General features: G+C 64.6%; 20 protein-coding genes and 1 pseudogene. 11 read left to right on the top strand and 10 right to left on the bottom strand.

All coding sequences use genetic code 11. The annotated features are described in order from the left end of the window. Positions 1–14: 14 nt before the first annotated feature. The 5 genes from ACVWY3_RS03820 to ACVWY3_RS03800 form a co-directional block, all read right to left on the bottom strand. The gene (locus tag ACVWY3_RS03820; RefSeq protein ID WP_456837254.1) at positions 15–731 is read right to left on the bottom strand and encodes an ABC transporter ATP-binding protein; all 717 of its coding nucleotides are present in this window, start codon (positions 729–731) and stop codon (positions 15–17) included. Then, positions 724–1,479, bottom strand: coding sequence for an ABC transporter ATP-binding protein (locus ACVWY3_RS03815; protein WP_456837253.1), 756 nt, complete (start codon positions 1,477–1,479; stop codon positions 724–726). The genes ACVWY3_RS03820 and ACVWY3_RS03815 overlap by 8 nt, the downstream gene beginning before the upstream one ends. Continuing rightward, entirely contained in the window at positions 1,476–2,504 is a 1,029-nt protein-coding gene (locus tag ACVWY3_RS03810; RefSeq protein WP_456837252.1) for a branched-chain amino acid ABC transporter permease, read from the bottom strand. Before ACVWY3_RS03810 ends, ACVWY3_RS03815 begins: the two co-directional genes overlap by 4 nt. An 8-nt stretch (positions 2,505–2,512) precedes the next feature. Then, positions 2,513–3,382, bottom strand: a complete 870-nt coding sequence (locus tag ACVWY3_RS03805) for a branched-chain amino acid ABC transporter permease (RefSeq protein WP_456837251.1) — start codon at positions 3,380–3,382, stop codon at positions 2,513–2,515. Positions 3,383–3,593: 211 nt separating this feature from the next. Beyond that, positions 3,594–4,772, bottom strand: coding sequence for an ABC transporter substrate-binding protein (locus tag ACVWY3_RS03800; RefSeq protein ID WP_456837250.1), 1,179 nt, complete (start codon positions 4,770–4,772; stop codon positions 3,594–3,596). A gap of 499 nt (positions 4,773–5,271) precedes the next feature. Between ACVWY3_RS03800 and ACVWY3_RS03795 the strand changes: the two genes are divergently transcribed. Then, a complete protein-coding gene (locus ACVWY3_RS03795; RefSeq protein WP_456837249.1) occupies positions 5,272–5,577 on the top strand; it encodes a hypothetical protein in 306 nt (101 codons plus the stop codon). A gap of 97 nt (positions 5,578–5,674) precedes the next feature. Here the strand turns inward: ACVWY3_RS03795 and purU are convergent, their stop codons facing one another. Next, on the bottom strand, positions 5,675–6,538 hold the full coding sequence (gene purU, locus ACVWY3_RS03790) for a formyltetrahydrofolate deformylase (RefSeq protein WP_456837248.1): 864 nt from the start codon (positions 6,536–6,538) through the stop codon (positions 5,675–5,677). Positions 6,539–6,682: 144 nt separating this feature from the next. Between purU and ACVWY3_RS03785 the strand changes: the two genes are divergently transcribed. After that, positions 6,683–7,522 carry a uroporphyrinogen-III synthase gene (locus tag ACVWY3_RS03785; RefSeq protein ID WP_456837247.1) on the top strand — a complete coding sequence of 280 codons (840 nt, stop codon included), beginning with the start codon at positions 6,683–6,685 and terminating at the stop codon, positions 7,520–7,522. A gap of 12 nt (positions 7,523–7,534) precedes the next feature. Here ACVWY3_RS03785 and ACVWY3_RS03780 read toward each other — a convergent pair whose 3' ends face one another. Next, positions 7,535–8,215, bottom strand: a complete 681-nt coding sequence (locus ACVWY3_RS03780) for a peroxiredoxin-like family protein (protein ID WP_456837246.1) — start codon at positions 8,213–8,215, stop codon at positions 7,535–7,537. A 21-nt stretch (positions 8,216–8,236) separates the two neighbouring features. Further along, positions 8,237–11,572, bottom strand: coding sequence for an adenylate/guanylate cyclase domain-containing protein (locus ACVWY3_RS03775; RefSeq protein ID WP_456837245.1), 3,336 nt, complete (start codon positions 11,570–11,572; stop codon positions 8,237–8,239). A 297-nt stretch (positions 11,573–11,869) separates the two neighbouring features. Here ACVWY3_RS03775 and ACVWY3_RS03770 point away from each other — a divergent pair, with 297 nt between their 5' ends. Then, positions 11,870–13,132 carry an MFS transporter gene (locus ACVWY3_RS03770; protein ID WP_456837244.1) on the top strand — a complete coding sequence of 421 codons (1,263 nt, stop codon included), beginning with the start codon at positions 11,870–11,872 and terminating at the stop codon, positions 13,130–13,132. A 91-nt stretch (positions 13,133–13,223) separates the two neighbouring features. Here ACVWY3_RS03770 and ACVWY3_RS03765 read toward each other — a convergent pair whose 3' ends face one another. After that, the gene (locus tag ACVWY3_RS03765; protein WP_027564916.1) at positions 13,224–13,898 is read right to left on the bottom strand and encodes a Crp/Fnr family transcriptional regulator; all 675 of its coding nucleotides are present in this window, start codon (positions 13,896–13,898) and stop codon (positions 13,224–13,226) included. Between the two features lie 336 nt (positions 13,899–14,234). Here ACVWY3_RS03765 and ACVWY3_RS03760 point away from each other — a divergent pair, with 336 nt between their 5' ends. From ACVWY3_RS03760 to ACVWY3_RS03730, 7 genes and pseudogenes are all read left to right on the top strand, one after another. Continuing rightward, complete coding sequence (locus tag ACVWY3_RS03760; protein ID WP_456837243.1) at positions 14,235–15,056, top strand: ABC transporter ATP-binding protein; 822 nt, start codon at positions 14,235–14,237, stop codon at positions 15,054–15,056. Continuing rightward, positions 15,053–16,984, top strand: coding sequence for an AMP-binding protein (locus ACVWY3_RS03755; protein ID WP_456837242.1), 1,932 nt, complete (start codon positions 15,053–15,055; stop codon positions 16,982–16,984). Before ACVWY3_RS03760 ends, ACVWY3_RS03755 begins: the two co-directional genes overlap by 4 nt. Continuing rightward, positions 16,981–17,265: a hypothetical protein gene (locus ACVWY3_RS03750; protein WP_456837241.1), complete on the top strand. Its 285-nt coding sequence runs from the start codon at positions 16,981–16,983 to the stop codon at positions 17,263–17,265. The genes ACVWY3_RS03755 and ACVWY3_RS03750 overlap by 4 nt, the downstream gene beginning before the upstream one ends. Next, positions 17,262–18,155, top strand: coding sequence for a branched-chain amino acid ABC transporter permease (locus tag ACVWY3_RS03745; protein WP_456837240.1), 894 nt, complete (start codon positions 17,262–17,264; stop codon positions 18,153–18,155). Before ACVWY3_RS03750 ends, ACVWY3_RS03745 begins: the two co-directional genes overlap by 4 nt. A 3-nt stretch (positions 18,156–18,158) precedes the next feature. Then, a pseudogene (locus ACVWY3_RS03740) lies at positions 18,159–19,220 on the top strand (branched-chain amino acid ABC transporter permease); the annotation flags it as partial. 58 nt (positions 19,221–19,278) lie between these two features. Next, on the top strand, positions 19,279–20,562 hold the full coding sequence (locus tag ACVWY3_RS03735) for an ABC transporter substrate-binding protein (RefSeq protein WP_456837239.1): 1,284 nt from the start codon (positions 19,279–19,281) through the stop codon (positions 20,560–20,562). A 143-nt stretch (positions 20,563–20,705) separates the two neighbouring features. Beyond that, positions 20,706–21,545, top strand: a complete 840-nt coding sequence (locus ACVWY3_RS03730) for an ABC transporter ATP-binding protein (protein WP_456837238.1) — start codon at positions 20,706–20,708, stop codon at positions 21,543–21,545. 3 nt (positions 21,546–21,548) lie between these two features. Here ACVWY3_RS03730 and ACVWY3_RS03725 read toward each other — a convergent pair whose 3' ends face one another. Continuing rightward, entirely contained in the window at positions 21,549–22,688 is a 1,140-nt protein-coding gene (locus tag ACVWY3_RS03725; protein ID WP_456837237.1) for an AGE family epimerase/isomerase, read from the bottom strand. A gap of 86 nt (positions 22,689–22,774) precedes the next feature. On the opposite strand from ACVWY3_RS03725, the gene ACVWY3_RS03720 reads away from it, so the two are divergent. Then, entirely contained in the window at positions 22,775–23,998 is a 1,224-nt protein-coding gene (locus ACVWY3_RS03720) for a phenylacetate--CoA ligase family protein (RefSeq protein WP_456837236.1), read from the top strand. Positions 23,999–24,124: the final 126 nt, after the last annotated feature.

Below are 24,124 nucleotides of genomic sequence, written 5' to 3'. Positions count from 1 at the left end.
CTCCCGGGTATTTTCTAGTGGGCCGCCGCCCCTGCGACCCCGAGGTGGCGCTCCAGGACCGAAGGGTCGGCCTTCAGCGCGACGCTCGGGGCGTCGTGGACGATCGTTCCGCGCTCCAATATCACAACGCGGTCGGCGAGCCCCAGAATCTTTTGGGCATTCTGCTCGACGATGATCGAGCAGATGCCGCCGGCCCGGGTGATCGTCCCGATCGCCCTGAGTAGCTCCTCGACGATGATGGGGGCCAGGCCCTCGGTCGGCTCGTCCAGCAGCAGGACTTTCGGGTTGAGGGTCAACGCGCGGCCGATGGCCAGCATCTGCTGCTCGCCGCCGGAGAGCTGGTTGCCAAAGTTGCTGCGCCGCTCCTTCAGCCGCGGGAACATCTCGTAGACCTTCTCGACCGTCCATGGGCCGGGCTGGGCCACCGCGGTCATGTTCTCCTCGACCGTGAGCGAGCGGAAGATGTTGCGCTCCTGCGGCACCCAGCCGATGCCGGCGCGCGCCCGCTGATCGGGCCGCAAGGCCGTGACGTCGGTGCCGGCAAGCCCGACGGTGCCGGAGAAGCGGCGGGTGACGCCGACGATGGAGTTGATCAGCGTGGTCTTGCCGGTGCCGTTGCGTCCCAGAAGCGCCATCACCTGCCCCTCGGCGAGCCGCAGCGACATGTTCGGCAGCACCACCGCCTCGCCATAACCGGCCCGAAGCGAGTCAATTGCGAGCAGGTCAGACATTGACCGCCTCCTCGCCGAGATAGACCGTCTTCACTTGCGGATCGCGCGCAACCTGCTCAGGCGGGCCTTCGGTCAGCAGTGCGCCGGAAACCAGCACCGAGATGCGGTCGGCAAAGGAGAAGACGAGGTCCATGTCATGCTCGATCAACAGCACCGTGACCTCGCGCGGCAGGCTACCTACGACCGCAAGAATGTCGTGGCGCTCGCTCTCGGGCACGCCGGCGGCGGGCTCGTCGAGCAACAGCACGCGCGGCTTGGCGGCGATCGCAACCGCGATCTCAAGCAGGCGCTGCTTGCCGTAGGGCAGCGTGACGGTCGCTTCGTTCATGACGTCGAGCAGATGGAAGCGCGTCAGGAGATCGGCGATCTCGTCGTTGACGTCGTTGCGGGTGCCCATCCGCCGCCACCAGTCGCCGCCATGGCCGAGGCGCTCGGACACGGCAAGGCCGATGGTCTCGAGCGGCGTCAGGTCGGGATAGAGCTGGTTGATCTGGAAGGTGCGCGACAGGCCGCGCAGCACGCGCTTGTGCACGGGCAGGTCCGTGATGTCCTGGCCTTCGAGCAGGATGCGGCCCGAGTTCGGCTTCAGCACGCCGGTGAGCTGGTTGATCACCGTGGTCTTGCCGGCCCCGTTCGGCCCGATCAGCGCATGGCGGGCGCCCTGCTCGACCCTGAGCGACAGGTCTCGCGTGACGCGCAGACCGCCGAAGGTCTTTTCGAGGTTCTGGGTCTCGAGCGCGATGGTCATGCGTCGCTCTCCGGCACGGCGACGACGGCCTTGCGCCCGGCCACCTGCTTGATGACGAGGTTCGGCACATACAGCACCCAGCGATGCAGGCGCTGGCGGCCGACCAGCACGATCACGACCAGCACGAGTCCGATCCAGAACTGCCAGTATTGCGGGGTGATGGTGGAGAACACTTCCTGGAGCATGCGGAAGATCACCGCCCCGATCAGGCCGCCATAGAGATAGCCGGTGCCGCCGATGACCAGCACCAGCATGAGATCGGCGGAGCGCTCGAAAGCGAACACGTCGAGCGAGGCGATTGCGGTGGTCTGGGTGAACAGCGCACCGGCGATGCCAGCGTAGAACGCAGCCAACGTGTAGATCGCAATGAGGCGGCGGTTGACGGGGATGCCGATCGCGGCGGCGCGCAACGGATTGTTCTTGATCGCGCGCAGCGAGAGGCCGAACGGGGAATGCACGACCCGGCGGGCGAATAGGAACAGCAGGAACAGGACGGCCAGCGAATAGAAGAAGCCGGCCTTGCCGAACATGTCGAACGGGATCTCGCCGAAGATCGGCTGCATCTCGATGCCCTGGAGGCCGTCTGTGCCGCCGGTGATGTTGGAGAAGCGCTCGGCGAGCGCCTCCAGCAGCAGCGCGATGCCAAGCGTGACCATCAACCGGGTGAGATCAACGCCGCGGATCACCAGGAAGCTGGTGGCGAAGCCGAGCACCATCGCGGCAAGACCGGCGACGATCAACGCGAGAACCGGCTCCTTGACGATGCCGTGAAGCGCCAACAGTCCCGCCGCATAGGCGCCGACGCCGAAGAACGCAGCATGGCCGAGCGAGACGATGCCGGCATAGCCGAGGATCAGATCGAGCGACATCGCAAACAGCGCCAGGCGCAGGATGTCGGTCATGATCAGGTAGCGCGTGGGGAACAGGAAGCCGCAGACCAGCACGATGAGCCAGAAGGCGACTTCGCCGTAGTGCCAGCGCGCCTGGCGCTGGGCGTGGTACCCGACGTCGGAGGAAGCGGTCATCGGCGAACTCAACGCGCGGCGGTGCGGCCGAACAGACCGTTCGGGCGCCAGATCAGGATCACGATCATCATGGTGTAGATCACGAACGGCCCCATCTTCGGCACATAGTATTTGCCGGCGACGTCGCCGATGCCGAGCAGGAGCGAGGCCAGGAATGGGCCGGTGATCGAAGACGAGCCGCCGACGGTGACCACGATCAGGAAGTAGATCATGAACTTCAGCGGGAAATACGGGTCGAGCCCGAGGATCTCGGCGCTGAGCGCGCCGCCAAGGCCCGCAAGGCCGCATCCAAACGCGAAGGTGAAGGCGAACACCTGCGGCACGTTGATGCCAAGGCCGCTGGCCGCACGGGGATCGTCAACCGCGGCGCGCAGGCGGCTGCCGAAGCGGGTCTTGGCCAGCACCATCTGCAGGCCGATGGTGAGCAGGCCACAGATCACGATGATCATCAGGCGGTAGCGGCCGATGCCGACGCCGAGCACGTCGAACTGGCCCTGCAGCGCGGCCGGCAGGTTGATGAAGACGCGCGAGGAACCCTGGATGTAGTCGACGGCTGCGACCGACATGAACGTCAGGCCGATGGTGAAGAGCACCTGGTCGAGATGGCTGCGCGTGTAGAGGTGACGGTACAGCGTGCGCTCGAGCACGATGCCGATCACCGCGGACGAGACGAAGGCAAGCGGCAGCGCGGCGAAGAACGGCCAGCCGTGCTGGTTCACCAGCAGCATGCAGACATAGCCGCCGGCCATGGCGAAGGCACCATGGGCGAGATTGACGAAGTTCATCAGGCCCAGCGTGACTGCGAGCCCGCAAGCCAGCACGAACAGCAGCATGCCGTAGGCAACGCCATCGAACAGGTTGGTGAGAATTGCGGTCATCGAGCGTCGAAGGTCATCTCAAGTTTGGCCGAGGGCCGTGCTGCGCTCCCTCCCCCGCTTGCGGGGGAGGTTTGGGGAGAGGGTGCCTCAACAACGAAGACTCCCCCAGAGGAGAGAACCCTCACCCGGCGCTTCGCGCCGACCTCTCCCGCAAGTGGGAGAGGTCGGCCGAGCACACGGAGAGAGCCCCGGGATGACGCGCTTTCGCGCGTCACTTCTTCGTCTTGCCGAGATCCTTGACGGCCTCGAAGGTCGCGAACTCGACGTTGTAGAGCTCGCCGTCGACCTTCTCGACCTTGCGGATGTAGATGTTCTGCACGATGTCGCGGGTCTCGGGATCGATCGAGATCGGGCCGCGCGGGCTTTCCCACTTCTGGCCCTTCATCGCCTCGATCAGCTTGTCGCCGTTGGTGTCGCCATTGGTCTTCTTCAGCGCCTCGTAGATGAGGTGGATGCCGTCATAGCCGCTCACCGCCATGAAGCCCGGACGATTGCCGAACGCCTTCTTGTAGGCCGCGACGAAGTCCTTGTTCATCTGCGAGGGGTGCGCCGCGGAGTAAAGATGCGCCGTGACCGTGCCGAGCACGGCGTCGCCCATGTTGTTGAGCAGGTCGTCGTCGGTGACGTCGCCCGGCCCGATCACCTTGATGCCGGCCTTGTCGAGGCCGCGCTCGGCATATTGCTTCATGAAGTTGCCGCCCTGGCCGGCCGGCACGAACACGAAGATCGCGTCGGGCTTGGCGTCCTTCATGCGCTGCAGGAACGGCGCGAAGTCGGGATTTTGCAGGGGCACCTTGACCTCTTCGACCACCTCGCCGCCGCCCGCGGTGAAATGCTGCTTGAAAAAGTTCAGCGCGTCATTGCCCGGCGCGTAGTCCGAGGTCAGCGTCGCCACCTTCTTGATGCCGTTCTTCACCGCCCAGTCGCCGATGATGGTCGAGGACTGTGCCAGCGTGAAGCTGGTGCGCACGATATAGGGCGAGCGCTCGGTGATGATGGAGGTACCGGCCGCCATCACGACCTCGGGAATCTTGGCCTGCGTCGCCAGCGGCGCGGCGGCAAGCGCGGCCGGCGTCACGCCGAAGCCGGCGATGAAGTTGACCTTGTCGTTGACGATCAGCTCCTGCGCGGCCGTCTTGGTCTTGTCCGGAATCGCCGCATCGTCCTTGACGATGATCTCGACCTTCTTGCCGGCGACGGTGTCGCCCTTCTGCTGCATGTAGAGCTTGATCGCGTTTTCGATCTGCTTGCCGGTCGAGGCCTGGCCGCCGGTCATCGGCAGGATCAGGCCGACCTTGACGGTGTCCTCGGCCTTGGCCGGCGCGAGCGCCGCAAGGCCTGCGATAGCGGCCACCGCTGCAGTGCGCGAAAACATTCTGCGTTCGAACATCAAATGTCCCTCCCCTTCATTCCTGACCTCTTGTACGCCGGACCGAGTGCCCGGTCCTTGCCTCAGTTTAGCTCACGCACGCGCGATAGCGCGCGCCACATGGCGTCTTCCGCGCCCTCATTGTCAATCGGACGTTTGGCGACCCTTCGGCGCAAGCCGAGCGTTCCGATTGCCGAGAGCGAGGAGCGGCGTTGCGGTTACGTCGGGGTAACCTGAACTTCCCGATCGCGCCCGCCTCCATTTGGACGATTGTACAAATCAAATGGACCTGTCAACGAAAAAGCCCTTCCGCTGCCCAAGCCAATTTGTCGCGAGGCTGCTGCCGCACTCTAAGAACGCGACCGGCGACGTGGATGGAGGATTTCGTCTAGCTTTTGCAGGATTCGAACACCGGCGAGGTGATGCCGGTTAAGATCTGGTAACTAACTACCTATCTCGAATAAGTCTATTTTACCTTGTTGAAGGCTATTCTCCCGACGCCAGCCCGAGCTGACGCCCCATGACAGAAGCCGCTCTCCGACAATGCCCCTCTTTCCGCTCCGTCCTTGCCCTCATTGTGCTCACCGCGGGGCTATGTGGCTGCGGCACGATCAACCAGAGACTGTCGGCCGGCATGGGCGACTACATTCCGCAATGGGCCGGCGGCCTGCCGGCCGACGCCCCGCCGCGGCCAGGCACACCTCAATACGACGCCTACATGAAGGAACGCGAGCGCAAGCGGCTGATGCCGGCGGCCGATCGCGAGAAGGAAGAGCAGGCGCAGAAGGGCGCGACGGGACCGACGTCGGGCGGCACGTTACGCTGAGGCTCTTCCCGTCATTCCGGGGCGATGCGTCAGCATCGAACCCGGAGTCTCGAGATTCCGGGTTCGCCTCTTCGAGGCGCCCCGGAATGACAGTGCCTCAATCCACGAACACCACGGTCTTGCGACCGTTGAGAATGACGCGATCATCGAGATGATAGCGGATCGCGCGGGCCAGCACCCGGCGTTCGATGTCGCGGCCCTTGCGGACGAGATCTTCCGGCGTGTCGCGATGGCTGATGCGCTCGACGTCCTGATCAATGATCGGACCTTCGTCGAGGTCGCGCGTGACGTAGTGAGCGGTCGCGCCGATCAGCTTGACGCCGCGCTCATGGGCCTGGTGATAGGGCTTTGCGCCCTTGAACCCCGGCAGGAACGAGTGGTGGATGTTGATGCAGCGCCCCGACAGCTTTGCCGAGAGATCGTCGGACAGGATCTGCATGTAGCGGGCGAGCACGACGAGATCGGTCCCGGTCTTGGCGACGAGATCGAGGATCTGCGCCTCCTGTTCGGGCTTGGTCTCCTTGGTGATCGGCAAATGGTGGAACGGGATGCCGCCGAAATCGAGCCCGGCATAGACTTCGCGTGGGTGGTTGGAGACGATCGCCGCGAGCGACATCGGCAATTCGCCGGTGCGCCAGCGATAGAGGATGTCGACCAGACAATGATCTGACTTCGACACCAGCAGCATCACCTTGCGATGCGCGGCGCGGTCGCGCATCTGCCACTCCATGCCAAAGCGCTCGGCGATCGCGGCAAAGCCGGTCTGGAGCGCAGACAGTTCCACGGCGAGATCGGCGGCGGTGAACACCACGCGCATGAAGAACTTCTTGGTCTCGACGTCGTCGAACTGCTGGGCGTCGAGAATGTTCTGTCCATTATGGGCCAGGAAGGTCGACACCGCCGAGACGATGCCGGGGCGATCCGGACAGGACAGGGTCAGCACATATTGATGGTCAGGCATGGCTCTTGATGAAGATTTGTGCACGGGCCGCGGAACGCTCCGTGATTTGCGCCCTGCTCTAACACCGACCCTGCCCTTGCGCCAATCCCGACCGCGGAGTCAGGATGAATGGTCCATTGCGATTTGACTGACCGGAGCACGCCCATGGCCGACCGCTTGAACGGCACTCGCATCCTGATCCTGGAAACCCGCGAGGAGGCGCAGTTTTCTAAGCTGCTGGCCGAGCAAGGCGCCGAGGTCGTGCAATGTCCGATGTTCACCATCGAGGACGCGCCGGACCCCGCCCCGATCGAGGCGTGGATCCGCCGCGCCATCGACAAGCCGTTCGAGGATCTCGTGTTGATGACCGGCGAAGGCTTGCGGCGGATCATGAAGCTCGCGCGTACCCGCGGACTCGACGAGGCGTTCTTGGCGGCGCTCGCCAAATCGCGAAAATTCACCCGTGGGCCCAAGCCCGGCAAGGCGCTGCGCGAGGTTGGACTTGAGGCGCAGCAGACCACGGAGAAGCCGACCACCGAGGGCGTGATCGAGATGCTGGGCAAGCTCGACCTGAAAGGTCATCGCCTCGGTCTCCAGCTCTATCCGGAGAAAGACCACAGCGCATTGACCGGCGCGCTCGCCGCGCAAGGCGCCGAGGTCGACACCGTGCTTCCTTACGTCTACGATTCCAAGGCCGCGGATGCCAACATCATCGCCGCCATCGATGACATGGCGCAGGGACGAATCGATTCCATCGCACTGACCAATCTCGGCCAGGTCCGCCGTCTCGTCGAGGCCGCGAAGGCCCATGGCAGCGAGGCGAAGCTGCGCGCCGGTCTCGGGCGCACGCTGATCGCCTCAGTGGGACCGGCAGTCTCCGGCGAACTCGCCGCGCACGGCCTGCGCACCGACATCTCGCCTCCGGAGGACGCTTATTTCATGCGCCCGCTGATCTCGGCGATGGCGGCAGCGCTCGCCGAGAAACGAGCGAAGGTGGCGAGTTAATCGCCGAGATGCCTAACCTGCCACCTGGGAGGCGGCCGACATCAGCTCCTGCGGGCTCGGCGCTGCGAACATGCGCTGGCCGCCGTCGGGGACCTCGGTGAACGTCCAGCGCACGATCCCTTCCCGGTCGAGCAGGAACTGGCCGAACAGCTGGCCCTGGCCCGTTGCCGCCATGCGCTGATCGGCCTCCGTCATCTCGTAACCGTCCTTGTTGTTAAGGTACTCAGCCGCCGCCGGCCGGTTCATCGGGCTGGGCAGTTCGCCGGGCATATCCACTAGCATACTCATGACCGCGTGCATGCTCACCTTGCGCGGCCACTCGGTCTCGTTCTCCGTGAATTCGAGATTTGGCAGGCCGAACGCGCGGTGCGAGACCCGATCGGGGTCGGATGCGGCGAGCAGATTGGGCAATGGATGATAGCGGAAATACAGCCGCGCCCGGTCGATCGGCGTGTTGACGACCGTGAGACTTTCGATGCCCTTCCCGCGCAGCGCGCCGTCAAGCTGCGCCTGCGCCGCGATATGACGTCGGCAGAAAGGGCAGTGCAGGCCGCGAAACAGGCCTACCAATATCGGACTGTGCCCGCGATAATCCTCGAGCGCGATCTTTCCTTCGCGTGTGATGGCGTCCAGGACGATGTTCGGTGCGCGATCGCCCGGCTGAAGTGTTCCATCGACATGACGGTCTGACATGGTTGATCTCCCTCCCATTGGCTAGTCAAGAAACGGCAGTACGATCAGCCCTGCGGGATCCAGCCCGTGCCGGGCGCAGACGTCATGGGCCAGCGCGAAATACCGCTCGGCCTCAGGCATGTCGCCTCGATCAAGGCTCAGTGTCGCAAGACCATCATAGCACGGAAACAGCTGCTGCGGCTCGCCGGTCTCGCTCGCCACCTCGATGGCCTCATTGTAGCAGCGTGCGGCCATGTCGGGGCGCAAGTGGCACTGATGGATCTGCCCCAGCACGATCAAGGGCACCGGGAGATGCTCGCGCTGATCGAGCGCGCGGTCGATCTCGATCGCCTTTTCGGCAGCCGGCACCCCCTCCTCGGTGCATCTGTCCGTGAAGGTGCAGCAGGCGACGGCAAGGTTGGCAAGAAGGCGCGCCTGGAAGCCGAGATCGCCGATACGATGCGCGACATCAAGGCCGCGCCGGCAGACTTCCATGGCTCGCGCGGGATCGACGATGGTGTAGAGCACGCCAAGATTCGTGTAGCCGCGACACGCCACGTTGAGGAGGCCAGCGGCCTCAGCTGCCGCGACACTTTGCTCCACCTCCTTCACTGCCTCCTGGTGTCGCCCAAGCCGCGCCAGCGCAACCGCCTTGGTGTTGAGCGCCTCCGCAATGGCGCGCGCCGCCTCGACCCCCGCTTGCTCGCCAGCATCGGCCGGTACGGACCGGGCGTAGCCGATCGCGTCGTCTGCCCATCGCGCGGCAGCGACGTGATCGCCCACGCGGAACGCAAGACGGCCACGCTCTTGCTGGAGATGAGCCCACTCCAAGAGGTGTGCCCATGCGATTAGAGCCTCGGTCCCGCCAAGCCGTTCAGCCGCCTCGGCATAATGCGTCTCTGCCCTGATGCGCTTGCCGGCGTCCCACAGCAATCGGCCGAGCTTGCGAAGAATGCGCGCTTCGCCGATGCGGTCCTCCGCCGTGCGGTGGCCTTCCAGCGCACTCTGGTAGTGCTCCTCGGCGATGCTGCGACGGCCAGCTACGCAACAGAGGTCCGCGACGCGCTCGTAGAGGATCAGGCGCTCCGGCTCCCGTTCGCCGGAGGTCGAGAGCACGGAGAGCGATTGCTGATAGAAGCGAAGGGCATCGTCGTTGGCATAGCTCGCGCGTGCGCGATCGCCGGCCGCACGCAAATAGCGCGCGCCTTTCGACTTGCTCGCGCTCAGACTGAAGTGATGTCCGAGCAATGTGAGATCTTCGAGTCGCTCGGGCTCTTTGCCATAGAGCTGCTCCAGCGCGGCACCAATCCGTCCGTGCAGATCGACCCGACGCTGCAAAAGCAGGTTTTGATAGATCACGTCCTGAAACATGGTCTGCGTGAAGCGATAGGTCCGCAGCGACATCGCGTTCGAGCCCGCGACCTCCTCGATGAGTTCGGCGTCGCATAGAAGTTCGAGCCCCGCTTCGACCCTTGCCGGGTCGGTTGCTGCCGCACCGAGAACAGCCGCTTCAAAACGGGGACCGATCACCGCGGCCTCCTGGGCCAAGTGGCGCACTTGCTGCGGCAACCTGTCGAGGCGCGCCAGCAATAACGCCTGGATGCTCGCTGGGATATCGGCGGCAGCTTCATCCGACCTGATCCGCCACTGCGCACCGTCGCGCTGCAGCGCGCCGGCTTCGATGAGGCCGCGGATGATCTCCTCGAGGAAAAGCGGATTGCCGCCCGCGCGCTCGAGGATTCGGGTGAACAAATGTCCCGGCGGTTCACGCCATCCATGACCGAAATACGCGGCGAGCAAGCTTCGTCCGTCAGCATCGCCCAGCGGAGGGAGCCGAATGGTCGTGTGACTGATCCTGCTCGAACCGAACGGGTCCAGCTCCAGCACTGGCCGGTGCGTAAACAGCAGCATCAGCCGCGTCCGCTCCAGCCGGTCCATCAGGAACCGCAACGCCTCAAGCGACACCGCGTCCGCCCAATACAGATCCTCGACGATGATCAGCAGCGGCGACAAGACGAGACGGCGCTCGAAAACGGTACGGATCGCGAAAAAGATCTGCCGGCGGAGCTGTTCTGGTTCGACGTGCCTGAGCACGGCGTTGGCATCGCCGAGGCCAAGAACGTGCAAGTAAAAAGGCATCAGGCGGCCGGCCTCCTCGGCCGCGAGACCAAGCTCCGACAGCGCCTCCGCAACCTTCGTCTCTGCCTCTGCGGCACCGGCCTTCTGTGCGATGCCATAGGCGCTACGCAGCACCGCGGCGAGTGCTCCATAGGACTGCTCGCCGAGCGGCGAGCAGACCGCCCGCCGGATCGCCACGCCTGCGAAGCGATCCTCATCGCGGATGCGGGCGGCGAATTCGTTGACCAGCCGCGTCTTTCCAATGCCGGCTTCGCCAACCAGCCGCACCAGCTGAGCTGCGCCGCCGCACGCGCGATCAAGACTGCCGATCACGCGCGCAAGCTCCGCATCGCGCCCGATCAGCGGAGCATCGAGGCCCAGCATGTCGAGGCCGCGTGCCGCGCGGGGGGTCTCGAGCGGTCCCTTCAGACGGTGGACCAGAACGCTGCCCATCTTGCCCTTGAGCGAGACCTCGCCGAGCGAGTCATAGGAGAACGCATGCCGCGTCAGACGGTGAGTCAACGGCCCGACCAGCACCTCGTCCGGAGACGCCATCGATTGCAATCGCTGCGCGGTATTCACGGTATCGCCGGTCACCGAATAGGATTTGGCAACGCCGACGCCTAGCCCGCCCGCGACGACGTGCCCGGTGTTGATGCCGACATGGAGCAGCAGCGGCGAACCGGCATAGGCCATCGCGCGCTCGCTAAGGCGCGCCGTCCGGCTGATCATGTCGAGAGCAGCGCGGACCGCCCGCTCGGGGTCGTCCTCGTGCGCAGCCGGCGCCCCAAACAGCGCCAGCAGCGCATCGCCGATGAACTTGTCCACGAAGCCGCCATAGCTCTGCACCGCGGCCGTCAGCTCCTCGAACAACTGGTTCTGAAGCGTCTGCATGACCTCGGGGTCGAGCCGCTCGCTCATCGCAGTGAAGCCGCTGAGGTCGGCAAACAGCACGGTGATGGTGCGGCGGTTTGCTTCGGTGTCGATCTTGTCCCGCTGCGGTCCAAATGCCTGCTGAACCGGCTGCGGCAGCGGAGGCGAGGCCGATCGGGTCGGGAGTGTCGCCGGACTCGACTGCGTCGATGCCTGCCCACCGTTGTTCGTCGCCCCGCTGACGAGGGCGCCGCATTTCGGGCAGTAGACGAAATCCGGTGCACACAGGAAGCCACAGCCCGGGCACGCGTTCGGCTGCTTCGTGCCGCACTTCGGGCAGAAAGCAAAGCCGCTCTGAACCTCGAAACCGCAACCGGAGCAGTTCATGGGCTCAAGACCTCGCGGAAGCCGCGATGGCGCGATCTGTTGACGCAAGCAAACAGGCCTCAGAATGCGGACCAGAATGGGCTTTGTGCGCCAGAAGAGCAAGCGGTGGCTCGTCTGCCTCTTCGTATCGGCTGGACAACGAGGCAATGCTGCAGACGCACAGACGCTCCGTAGATCATCGGCAAGCATGGCGGCATGCGGTAGCACCAATTGACAGACGCTTCGCCGGGCCTACCCTGCCGAACAGAAGAACAAATAATAAGGACCGGGAATCACCGTGAAGCCCGTCATCCCATCTTGAGCACATCCGCACGACCTTCCGCGTTCGCGCCATTTCGCATCCGCAACTATCGCTTCCAGTGGCCATCCGACCTGCTCACCTCCTGGGCGTTCGAGGTCGAGACGCTGGTGCTCGGCTGGTACATCATGGTCGAGACCGGCTCGGTGTTGCTGCTGACCGTGCTTGCCTCGCTCCAGTTCGTCGGGACCCTGGTCGCGCCGGTGTTCGGCATGATCGGCGACCGCATCGGTCATCGCGATCTTCTGGTCGTGATGCGTCTCGCCTACACGGTGCTCTCGTCGACCATCATGGTTCTGGCGCTGACCGATCATCTGTCGCCGCTGAGCGTCATGATCATCGTCGCGATCATGGGCCTGATCCGCCCCTCCGATCTCGGCGTGCGCGGCGCGCTGCTCGCCGACATCATGCCGGCCGAGCACCTCGTGGGCGCCATCAGCGTGGCACGCACGACCCAGGACAGCGCTCGCATCGCCGGCGCTTTGACGGGCGCCGGGCTGTTCGGCCTCCTCGGCATCGGCCTCGTCTATGTCGCGATCGCCTGCCTCTACTTCGCAGCCGCGCTTCTCATGCTCTGCCTGACCCGGCCCAAAAGGGTCGTCACCTCGAGCGATCTTCCGGCGAACAGCCACGCGATGTCGCGATTGCTGAGCGATCTGAAGGAAGGGATCGTCTACGCCTGGAGTGGTCCGGGCATGCGAGCGGCGCTGTGCGTCGCCTTCCTGGCCAATCTCACCGCGTTTCCCTTTACCGGCGGTCTATTGCCCTACATCGCGCGGGAGATCTTTCACACCGACCAGACCGGCCTCGGCTATCTCTCGGCGAGCTTTGCCGTCGGCTCGCTGATCGGCTCGATCACGCTCAGCCTTGTCAGCGGACTGCGCATCGCCCGGCTGCTGATCGGCGCGACGCTGGCCTGGTACGCCATGCTGCTCGTGTTCGTCGAGATCAGGACCATGCCGGTAGCGATGGCCTGCCTCGTGCTCGCGGGCATCGCCCAGAGCATGTCGATGATCTCGGCGGCCGTGATCCTGATGCGCACCGCGAGCGCGCATCTGCGCGGCCGCGTGATGGGCGTGCGCATGATGGTGATCTACGGCCTGCCGATCGGTTTGCTCGCGGCCGGCAGCCTGATCGACGTCATCGGCTATTCCGCGACCGGCTCGCTCTACGCCGCCGCGGGGTTTGTCGCGATGCTGGCGATCGCGATCCGCTGGCGCGCCGACCTCTGGCCGGTGCACGCACCCGCCAACGTGCGCTAGAGCCCGTTTCGATGGTTCGGAACCGGGCTCTAGATTTTGTTTGACGCGTCTTCTTGACGCGAACCGGAAATCCGCTTCGCTCGAAAACTCTCTAATCCCCGTAACCGCGCAGCCGCTCGATATCGAGAATCGTCACCCCGCCATATTCCAGCCGCAGCAGGCCCTCCTTCTCCAGCCGGTTCAGCGCGCGGTTGGCGTTCTGGCGGGACATGCCGGAGAGCGCGCCGATCTCTTCCTGGGTGATCTCCAGATGCCGGGTCGATTCCGGATAAAGGATCGGGTTGAACAGCGACGCGATGCTGCGAGCAAGACGGGCGGTGGCGTCCAGCGTGCGGTTGACCTCGAGCATGCCGATGAACTGGCCGAGCCGCTCGTTGAGCTGGCGTACCAGGAAGCGGTTGAAGCCGACGCTGTTCTCGAACAGCCACATGAAGGCGCTGCGCTCCATCAGCGCGACGCGGCTATTGCGCAGCGCGACCACGTCGTAGCGGCGCGGTTCGTTCTTGAGCACGCTGCCCTCGCCGAACCAGGCCCCCGCGGTCAGCCCGGCAAGGCTCGTCTCCTTGCCGTCGCGCGAGACCCCGCCCATGCGGGCGAGGCCGCTGACCATGCCGGCCCAATAGGCAAACGTGTCGCCGCGCATGAACACGGTCTCGCCGGTGCCGTAGGACCGCTCCGTGATCCCGGCGCGGGCGACCTCGATCTCCGCTGGCGTGAGCTCGCGGGACCAGGCGGCGACGCGCTTCAGATGATCCTCTGAAATCATGATCGAGAGGCCAGCCGCACCGTGTCGTCACTCCGCCCTTCTGTTGCAATGCAACATGATTTGATTCCGCCGCCATCCGACGAAAGATGGAGGCCGCCTCGGTCCGAAAAACTTTGTCGCAGAATTGTCAGGCCGGAGACATTTCAAAATAGCGCTTTCCCCTATTGAGAACCACCTTGAGCGATGCGGCTTTTGATCCCGTGCGGGACCAGAGTGGTGCGGCTCCGGTCGAGACCAATCGCTGCATGGCCTCGCCGGCTCGGCCGTACTAGGATCGCACCGACGAACGGACGAAGAGCGCCACTGAATGCGCCATCACCGGGAGGGATTTGTTTGGTGGCTACCAGTCTCGAAGTGCGCGGCGTGTCCTTGCGATTCGGCGGCGTCCGTGCGCTGACCGATGTCAGCTTCGCCATCAGGGAGGGCGAGCTGTTCTCGATCATCGGCCCCAACGGCGCCGGCAAGACATCGATCGTGAATTGTATTTCCGGCCGCTACAAGCCGACCGAAGGCCAGCTATTCTACCAGGGCCGTGACATCACCGGCCTGACGCCGAATGCGCGTCCGACGCTCGGCATCGGCCGCACCTTCCAGAATCTGGCCCTGTTCCACCACATGAGTGTGCTCGACAACATCATGGTCGGGCGCCATCACCTCCTGAAGAACAACTTCCTCACCGGCTCGCTCTACTGGCTCACCGGCGCGCGCAAGGAGGAGCTTGAGCACCGCCACAAGGTCGAGGAGATCATCGACTTCCTCGACCTCCAGTCGGTCCGCAAGGCGACCGCCGGAACCCTCCCCTATGGCCTGCGCAAGCGCGTGGAACTCGCCCGCGCCATGGCGCTGGAGCCGCGCCTCATCCTTCTCGACGAGCCGATGGCCGGCATGAATTTCGAGGAGAAGGAGGACATGGCCCGCTACATCGTCGATCTCAATGAGGAGTTCGGGATGACGGTGGTGATGATCGAGCACGATATGGGCGTGGTGATGGACATCTCCCACCGCGTCATGGTGCTGGATTTCGGCCGCAAGATCGCCGAGGGCGATCCGGCCGCCGTGCTCGCCGATCCCCACGTCAAGCGCGCCTACCTCGGTGAAGAAGACGAGGTGCTGGTCGATCCCGACGATGCCCCGCCTGCACAGGAGAGCGCGGCATGATGGATTATGCAGGCCGCGTCGCGCAGGCCGATACCTATCCGAAAATGCTGCGGCTCAACGCCAGAGAGCATGGCAAGGAGATCGCGCTGCGCGAAAAAGATCTCGGCCTCTGGCGCGTCTTCACCTGGAACGACTACCAGACTCGCGTGCGCGATTTCGCGCTCGGCCTCGTCGAGCTCGGCCTCGGCCGCGGCGACGTCATCAGCATCATCGGTGACAATCGGCCGGACTGGGTCGCGGCGGAAGTAGCTACCCATGCGATCGGCGGGTTGAGCCTCGGGCTCTATCGCGACGTGCTGGACGAAGAGGCCTCCTACCTCCTCAATTACGGCGAGGCCCAGCTCGTCTTCGCCGAGGACGAGGAGCAGGTCGACAAGCTGCTGACCCTCGCCGACCGCGTGCCGAAGCTGAAGCACATCATCTATTCCGATCCCCGTGGAATGCGGAAGTACGACGACCCGCGCCTGATGTCGGCGGAGAAGTTTGCCGAGCTCGGCCGCGCGCGGGCCGGACGGGAGCCGGAGCTTTACGACAAGCTGGTCGATGCGACCAAGGGCGAGGACGTCGCGATCCTCTGCACCACATCGGGCACCACCTCGCATCCCAAGCTTGCGATGCTCGCCGCCGGCCGCGTCCTCGGCCATTGCGCGACCTATCTCGCCTTCGATCAAAAGGGACCGGACGACGAATATGTCTCGGTGCTGCCGCTGCCCTGGATCATGGAGCAGGTCTACGTGCTCGGCAAAGGCCTGCTCTGCCGGATGAAGATCAACTTCGTCGAAGAGCCCGACACGATGATGAACGATCTGCGCGAGATCGCGCCGACCTTCGTGCTGTTCGCGCCGCGCGTCTGGGAATCGATCGCCGCCGACGTCCGCGCCAAGGTGATGGACGCGACACCTTTCAAGCAGCGCCTGTTCGACATCGGCATGAAGTCGGGCCTCGCCGCGCTCGAACAGGGCAAGCGCTCGGGCTTTGCCGACACGATCCTGTTCCGCGCGCTGCGCGACCGCCTCGGCTTCACCCGTCTGCGCTCGGCTGCCACGGGCGGCGCCGCGCTCGGGCCCGACACGTTCAAGTTCTTCCAGGCGATGGGCGTGCCGCTGCGCACGCTCTACGGCCAGACCGAGCTGCTCGGGGCCTACACGCTGCATCCCGAGGGCAAGGTCGATCCTGACACGACTGGCGTGCCGATGGCCGACAGCGTCGAGATTCGCATCGACAATGCCGATGTCCATGGCGTCGGCGAGATCGTGGTGCGACACCCCAACATGTTCCTCGGCTATTACAAGAACCCGGAGGCCAGCGTCGCGGACATCAAGGACGGCTGGATGTGCTCAGGCGACGCCGGCTATTTCAACGCCAACCAGCAGCTCGTCGTCATCGACCGCATCAAGGATCTCGCCGAGACCTCGCGCGGCGAGCGCTTCTCGCCGCAGTTCATCGAGAACAAGCTGAAGTTCTCGCCCTATATCGCGGAGGCCGTGGTGCTGGGCGCCGGCCGCGACGCGCTCGCGGCGATGATCTGCATCCGCTACTCCATCATCTCGAAATGGGCGGAGAAGAACCGCCTCTCCTTCACCACCTACAGCGATCTCGCCTCACGGCCCGAGGTCTATGCGCTGCTGCAGAAGGAGGTCGAGACCGTTAACGCCACGCTGCCGCCGGCCCAGCGCATCTCGCGCTTCCTGCTGCTCTACAAGGAGCTCGATGCCGACGACGGCGAGCTCACCCGCACAAGGAAGGTGCGCCGCGGCGTCATCAACGAGAAATACGCAGGGATCATCGACGCCATCTACCGCGGCGATGCCGAGATTCCCGTCGACACCGTGATCCGCTTCCAGGACGGCACCACGCAGAGGGTGCGAACCACGTTGCGCGTGGTGGATCTCGGCGGACGAGACCACATGGCGGAGGCTGCGGAGTGACACAGGTATCCGTCGCGAACGGCGCTGCCCTGCGCCTCTCCCTGCTTGCGGCAGGGCTGTCGCATATGCGTAATGCTGCAAGTTCGATGTGTCTTGTGAGTAGCAAATCGCTCCACCAACTCGTCATGCCCGGGCTTGTTCCGGGCATCCACGTCTTGTTTTGCAGGAGTGAAGACGTGGATGGCCGGGACAAGCCCGGCCATGACACCGTGGAGGATTTATTAGATCATCCGCGGTTGTCCGTCCGCAAGCGGGGAAAGGCGAAGGATAGCATCACATGAACACCGCGTTCCTCATCGAGCTCCTGGTCAACGGCCTCGTGGTCGGCACGCTCTATGGCGTGGTCGCGATGTCGTTCGTGCTGATCTACAAGGCCACGCAGGTCGTCAATTTCGCGCAAGGCGAATTGCTGCTGGTCGGCGCCTGGGTGTGCTGGGCGCTGCTCGCCAAGTACCAGGTGCCGTTCTGGATCGGCATGCCGATCACGCTGGTGTTCATGTTCGCGTTCGGCATCGCGGTCCAGGTGCTGATCCTGCGGCCGATGATCGGCGAGCCGATCATCTCCGTGATCATGGTGACGATCGGCCTTTCCACCGTGCTCCAGGCGACGCTGAAATGGATGTTCGGCGTCAACCCGCAGCCGTTCCCACGCGTGTTCGAGAGCCAGTCAGTCAGCCTGTTCGGCCTCCAGATCCAGACCGTCTATGTCATGAGCCTCGTGGTCTCGGTCGCCATGATGATCGGCATGGCCTGGTTCTTCCGCGCCTCGAAATACGGTCTTGCGATGCGTGCCACCGCGTTCAACCAGCAGGTCGCACAGTCGCTCGGCATTTCGGTCAAGAGCGTGTTCGCGATGGCCTGGGCGATCTCGGCGACGGTATCGGCTGTCGCGGGCGTCGTCGTCGCCGTCGTCAACGGCGTATCCTCGGGCCTTGCCGCCTACGGCATCAAGGTGTTCCCGGCGGCGATCCTCGGCGGGCTCGATTCCGTCGGCGGCGCCGTGCTCGGTGGCATCATCATCGGCCTGCTCGAGAACGTCGCCCAATATGTCGACAGCCAATACCTGCACTGGGGCAATCTCTACGAGATCGCACCGTTCTACGTCCTCATCATCGTGCTGATGATCAAGCCTTACGGCCTGTTCGGCACCCACGACATCGAGCGGATCTGACCCATGGCCGGCCCTGCCCTCATCCCCGCTGGTGATTTCCGCACCTCTTACGCCGCGGACACGACGATCTTCCCGACCACCACCAGCCGCAACTTCGCCATTGTGGGCGTTGCGCTGCTCTGTCTCGCGCCGCAATTCTTCACCGGTTACTGGCTCAGCATCCTGATCCAGATCGGCATCTTCTCGATTGCGGCGCTCGGGCTGAACATCCTGGTCGGCTTCACCGGCCAGATCTCGATCGGGCACGCCGCCTTCTTCCTGCTCGGCGCGTTCACCTCGGCCTACATCTCCAACAACGCGCCGATCCCGGTGTTCTTCGCGATTCCGCTTACTGGCGTCATCACTGCGATGGTCGGGCTGATCTTCGGCATTCCGGCGGCGCGGCTGAAAGGCCTCTATCTCGTCATCGCGACGCTGGCGGCGCAATACATCCTGCTCGACTTCTTCTCGCGCGCCGAATGGTTCTCCGGCGGCTCTGTTCCGGCGAGCGCCAATCCGTTCTCGATCTTCGGCTACACGCTGCGCGGCGACAAACAGTATTTCTACGTCGTGCTGGCCTACGTGCTGGCGAGCTACATCCTCGTCACCAACCTGATGCGCACACGCGACGGCCGCGCGCTCGTGGCGATCCGCGACCACTATCTCTCCGCCGAGATCATGGGCATCAATCTCACCAAATACCGCACGCTGTCGTTCGGCCTTGCCGCCTTCTTCGCCGGCATCGCCGGCGCGCTCTATGCGCACTACCAACTCGTGGTCTCGCAGGAGGGTTTCGGCATCGAGCGCTCGATCCTGTTCCTGGCCATGATCATCATCGGAGGCACCGGCTCCATCATGGGCACGCTGATGGGCACCGCCTTCGTGGTGCTGCTGCCGGAGACGATGGAGTTCATCAGCCTCTATCTGAAAGGCGGCGCGATCGACAAGGCGCTGTCACTCAACAACAACATCACCTTCCTGCGCGAGATCGCGATCGGGCTGATCATCATTGCGTTCCTGATGTTCGAGCCCGACGGGCTTGCGCATCGCTGGCGGCAGATCAAGGCGTATTGGAAACTCTACCCCGTTCTCGCACTGAGCACGGAAACTCACGAACCAACGAATAAGCAGGAGGAGGCAACCAATGAAGACAAAAAACCTTTTGAGCACTGCATCGCTCGCGATCGCGATTGCCGCATTCTCGGCGAGCGCGCAGGCGCAGATCGCGATCGGCCACCTCGCCGATTATTCCGGCGGCACCTCCGACGTCGGCACGCCCTACGGCCAGGCCGTCGCCGACACCTTTGCCTGGGTCAACAAGAATGGCGGCGTCAATGGCAAGCAGCTCAATGTCGACACCAACGACTATGGCTACCAGGTGCCGCGCGCGATCGCGCTGTATAAGAAATGGTCGGCGCCGGACAGCAAGGTCGCGGCGATCATGGGCTGGGGCACCGCCGATACCGAGGCGCTGACCGGCTTCCTCGCGCAGGACAAGATTCCCGACATGTCCGGCTCCTATGCCGCGGCGTTGACCGACCCCGAAGGGGTCAGCGGCAAGGCCAAGCCTGCTCCTTATAATTTCTTCTACGGCCCGAGCTATTCGGACTCGCTGCGCGCGATGCTGATGTGGGCGGCCGAGGACTGGAAGGCCAAGGGCAAGCCCGGCAAGCCCAAGTTCGTGCACATGGGTGCCAACCACCCCTATCCGAACGCGCCGAAGGCCGCCGGCGAAGCCATGGCGCAGGAACTCGGCTTTGAAGTGCTGCCGCCGCTGGTGTTCGCGCTCTCACCGGGTGACTACAGCGCGCAGTGCCTCAGCCTGAAATCCTCGGGCGCCAACTATGCCTATCTCGGCAACACCGCGGCCTCCAACATCTCGGTGATGAAGGCCTGCAAGACCGCCGGCGTCGACATCCAGTTCCTCGGCAATGTCTGGGGCATGGACGAGAACGCCGCCAAGACCGCAGGCGATGCCGCCAATGGCGTGATCTTCCCGCTGCGCACCGCGGTGAGCTGGGGCGGCGATGCGCCCGGCATGAAGACAGTGATGGAGATCTCCAAGATGTCGGACCCCACCGGCAAGGTCTATCGCCCGGTGCACTACATCGCGGCGGTCTGCTCGGCGCTGTACATGAAGGAGGCGCTCGACTGGGCAGCCAAGAACGGCGGCGCCACCGGCGAGAACGTCGCCAAGGGCTTCTATCAGAAGAAGGACTGGGTGCCCGCCGGCATGGAAGGCGTCTGCAATCCCTCGACCTGGACCGATAAGGACCATCGCGGCACGCTGAAGGTCGACCTCTATCGCACCAAGGTGTCAGGCGCGACCGACGGCGACCTCAACGACCTCATGGCCAAGGGCACGATCAAGCTCGAGAAGGTCAAGACCGTCGAGCTGCCGCGCAAGCCGGAACTGTTGGGCTGGTGAGCCTGGCGCTCACCCTACGACAACTGTCATCCCCCGCGAACGCGGGGGATCCAGTACGCCGCGGCCTCTCGGGGAACGTCAGGCGTCTCTGGAATACTGGGTCACCCGCCTCGGCGGGTGACGACAGCGGAGAATGAAGACGCATGTCCCAAACCATCGAAGCAACCCGTCCCTCCCCCAGCGTCGTCCCCGCGCCGCCCCTCCTCGCCGTGCGCAACATCGAGGTCGTCTATGACGACGTCATCCTGGTGCTGCGCGGCCTTAGCCTCGACGTGCCCAAGGGCGCGATCGTGGCGCTGCTGGGAGCCAACGGCGCCGGCAAGTCGACGACGCTGAAGGCGATCTCGGGGCTGCTCAAGACCGAGGACGGCGAGGTCACGCGCGGCGAGATCCTGTTCGAGGGCGAGCGCATCAACGGCATCGACCCCGACAAGATCGTCCGCCGTGGCATCTTCCAGGTGATGGAGGGCCGGCGCATTGTCGCGGATATGACGTCGCTGGAAAACCTCAAGCTCGGCGCCTTCACCCGCAGGGACCGCGAGGTCGACGCCGATCTCGACATGGTCTTCAACTATTTCCCGCGCCTGAAGGAGCGCACTGGGCTTGCCGGTTATCTCTCCGGCGGCGAGCAGCAGATGCTCGCGATCGGGCGCGCTTTGATGGCGCGCCCGAAGATGATCCTGATGGACGAGCCGTCGATGGGCCTGTCGCCGCTGCTGGTGAAAGAAGTGTTCTCCATCATCCAGAAGATCAACCGCGACCTCGGCGTCACCATCCTGCTGGTCGAGCAGAACGCGCGCGCCGCGCTGTCGGTGGCGAGCCACGGCTACATCATGGAGCAGGGCAAGGTCGTGCTCGACGGCACCGCCGACGAGTTGCGCGACAACGAGGACGTCAAGGAGTTCTACCTCGGCGGCGCCGGCGACCAGCGCAAGAGTTTCAAGAACCTCAAGAGTTTCAAGCGCCGCAAGCGGTGGCTCTGAAACTCACTCGAGCACCTGCTCCGCTTCGGTGACTGCGCAGAGAACATGATAGAACGACGACGCAGGAATGGTGTCGACCAGCGACTTGCCGTCGCGATCAAACTGGTCGTACCAGCCGCCCCTGACAGGATGGCTGAGATAGTGCCGTTCGAGCCGCATCAGCGCCGCGCGCGCTTCGTCCGCGGCGCCCGCCTCGCCGGATTCGGCCTGCGCGATCCACGCCTTCGCCATCTCAGTCTGCGGCCACAGCCGGCGCGTCGCGCGGCGTATGTTGCCGCTCGCGTCGCCCTCGTCAGTGAGGCAGCCGGTCGCCTCGTCGCGATAGCAGAGCGCGGTCGCAAGCAGCTCGGCGCGGCGCTGGCCGGTCGGGCAGCCCGTAATGCGTTCAAATCCCTTCAAGAGCCAGACCCATTCCGCCTGATGGCCGGCCTCAACGCTGACCGGCTCGATCTTCGACCAGTCCTCCTCGAAATATTCCGTCAGGATGCGCTTCTGCTTGTCGTAGAGATTGGCGAGGAACAGCGCGAAGAATTCGCCGGCGCGGTTCTGGAACGACAGATCGTGGGTCGCGTCGAAGCACGCGATCATCGCCTCGAACAGATGCATGTGCGGGTTCTGCCGGCGCGGCAGCGAGACCGGCAGGCTTTCGTGGACGCCGCCATGCGGCGAGCGCAGGTGGCCATCAAGGAAAGCGAGCAGCGCGTCGATCTCGGCGCGCACCTGGGCGTCCTGGTCGAGCGAGTAGACAGCCGCGAGCGCAAACAGGATGAAGGCGTGGTCATAGGCATCGCGCCGCGCGTCGAGCACCGTGCCCTCCGGCGTCAGCCGGTGCACATAGCCAGGCTTGCCGTCGGGCGCCTTCGCCTTGGCCAGGAGATGCTCCAGCCCCTTCAGCGCGATGGCGCGGCCTTGCGGATACCAGCCCATCTGCGCCGCCTTGGCGTAGCACCAGATCTGGCGCGCCTGCACGAACACACGGCGCGGAGCGGCTGCGTCCGCCGTGCCGTCGCGGTGCAGCCGGTCGATGAAGCCGCCAGCGACGCCATCCCAGCCGCTCGTCGACCACAACGGCAGCGCGTCCTCGATCATGCGGAGCTTCAGGCGCGCGACGACGTCCGCCGCAATCATTCCTTCGTCCGCCATCGCGTCCTCTTCAAGCCGAGCCAATGGCCGTCTGATACCCATGCCGGCGGCGGCGCGCAACGGATGCCAACCCGGAAAGACCCGCCATGACCGCCCATTACGACGCCCGCGAGACGCGCGAACCGGTCGCGCGCGAGACCGAGCTGTTCGCCCGCTTGCCGGAGGTGTTGCGCAGCGCGATGGCAGCGCCGGCCTATGCCGAGCGGCTGAAGGGCATCGAACCCACTGCCGTGACCTCCCGGGCGGCACTGGCGGGCTTGCCGGTGCTGCGCAAGTCGGAGCTGCCGGCCTTGCACAAGGCCTCCCAGCCTTTTGGCGGCTTCGTTGCGGCGGCGCCGGGATCGTTCGCCCGCCTTTTCACCTCGCCCGGCCCGATCTTCGAGCCGGAGGGGCGGCAGGCCGACCCCTGGCGCGGCGCGAGGGCGCTGTTTGCGGCCGGATTCCGCCCCGATGACGTCGTGCTCAACACCTTCAGCTATCACCTCACCCCTGGCGGCTTCATCTTCGACGCCTCGGCGCGCGCGCTCGGCTGCGCGGTGATCCCGGCCGGCCCTGGCAACACCGAGCAGCAATTCGAGCTGATCGAGGCCTACCGGCCCGTCGGCTACAGCGGTACGCCGGATTTTCTGAAGATTCTGCTCGATGCCGGTGAGACCGCGGGCCGGGACGTCTCCTCGATCAAGCGTGCGCTTGTCTCGGGCGCGGCCTTCCCGCCCTCGCTCCAGGCCGAGATCAAGGCGCGCGGCATCGACGCCTACCAGGCCTTCGGCACCGCCGACCTTGGCCTCATCGCCTTCGAGACCGAAGCGCGCGAGGGCATGATCGTGAACGAGGATCTGATCCTGGAGATCGTCAAGCCCGGCACCGGCGATCCCGTCGTACCTGGCGATGTCGGCGAGATCGTCGTCACCTCGCTCGATCCGCACCACCCCTGGATCCGGCTTGCGCTCGGCGATCTCACCGCCGCGCTGCCGGGCACCAGCCCCTGCGGCCGCACCAACGTGCGGATCAAGGGCTGGATGGGCCGCGCCGACCAGACCACCAAGGTCAAGGGCATGTTCGTCCGGCCCGAGCAGGTTGCCGAGATCGGCAAGCGCCATTCCGCACTCGGGAGGCTGCGGCTCGTCGTCACGCGCCAGGGCGAGACCGACGCGATGACGCTGAAAGCGGAGACGGCGGCTGCGAGCGACGCCCTGCGCGAGGAGATTGCGGTCAGCCTGCGCAGCGTGACGAAACTCGGCGGAAGCGTCGAGCTAGTCGGGCTAGGTGCGCTGCCGAATGACGGCAAGGTGATCGCGGACGAACGATAGTGTGTTGAGATGACGGGAAGAACTTTGTTGTCTTAAAACTCCCGTCATCTTGCGACTTTTGCAATTTGTTCTTGCAGACACAAAAAATGCAACTGCCGCATATTTCTCATATCGTGTAAGTTTTCC

This window comes from Bradyrhizobium sp. USDA 4486, assembly GCF_054057995.1.
Note: the sequence above shows the minus strand (reverse complement) of the source record. Positions and strands in the feature narration are given on the sequence as shown.